The organism is Gammaproteobacteria bacterium (genome assembly GCA_003696665.1).
Taxonomy (GTDB): Bacteria; Pseudomonadota; Gammaproteobacteria; order Enterobacterales.
On record RFGJ01000258.1, the window covers coordinates 1 to 1,026 of the forward strand.

The 1,026-nt window shown below is 50.2% G+C and carries 1 protein-coding gene; it reads left to right on the plus strand.

Going from position 1 to position 1,026, the window contains the following annotated elements; translation table 11 throughout:
* The first annotated feature begins 28 nt into the window (after positions 1–28).
* On the plus strand, positions 29–475 hold the full coding sequence (locus D6694_07160; protein ID RMH43208.1) for a hypothetical protein: 447 nt from the start codon (positions 29–31) through the stop codon (positions 473–475).
* Positions 476–1,026: the final 551 nt, after the last annotated feature.

Below are 1,026 nucleotides of genomic sequence, written 5' to 3' on the forward strand. Positions count from 1 at the left end.
GGGTAGACAGCCAAACTGAGATGGTGTTATGTTGAAAGTGTCCAAACGAACTACTCTCCACAAAAAAATGTACACACTACACGCGCTAAACACGGCTCAGTATATCCACAACTTTAAGGTGGCACTCATGCAAGTCAAAGATTACAGCTTCATCTTCATCGAGGGTTTCATCGCAGCAACGGTAGCGCTAGTTACCTTCTGCATCATCTACACCGGCGCTTCCATCATGTTCGTCACCGACCGGTATGTAAAAGACACGGTGGAACGAGGCATCACATGGTACATCGAGGTTGAGGAAGAAGACCCACCATCACCCTCAACACAGGCTCTTCAATACTGCGAACCATTTCTCAATTTCGTCGAGAGCTTCATGGATGTATTCACCACACCTCCACTCGAAGAGCAAGCCAGCAACGAACACCTTCTGTACGATATACTAGGGGCGCTGGAGGTCGCCTCAACCATCATCCACTAGAAGCGGCAAGGGGAGGGCACTAACCCTTGCCATCCAACACACACCACAACGGAGCAAAACACGATGTCTAATTTTCAACCCTACAACGAGTGCGAACACACCCGCACATGCAAAGCGTTTGGTAGATGCACTGAAAAAGGTGACTGTAAGCGACGCGGCAAGACCATCGACGTGCCCGCTAGACCAGTAGACCCTAAGCAACTTCGTTAGGGTAGGTAGGGGAAGGTGATAGCCTTCTGTCATCTTTCCCCTATCGCAAGGTGGCAAAATAGTACACTGACTGAGGGCAACAAGGCGCTCCGCCTATCAAGACTTACTTGAGAACCGTGAGCCTGACGTATTGACTTGGGAACCGGGGTTCGCTATTGTTAAGGGGGGATGGGCATCACACATGAGCCTATGGGAGCACGCATGTACGCTCGGTTCCTCTGTTTACTAGCAGGGCACAACGCAGAACCCGCGCTGCTTTTTATACACGGGTTCTACGTAGATTCACTGAGGGCAACAAGACACGCTAGTATTCCATGCGTTAATTATCGGGGTGTTCACTA

Coding starts and splice junctions, on each gene's coding strand:
- D6694_07160 (RMH43208.1), top strand. CDS start 29: ATGTTGAAAGTGTCCAAACGAACTACTCTCCACAAAAAAATGTACACA.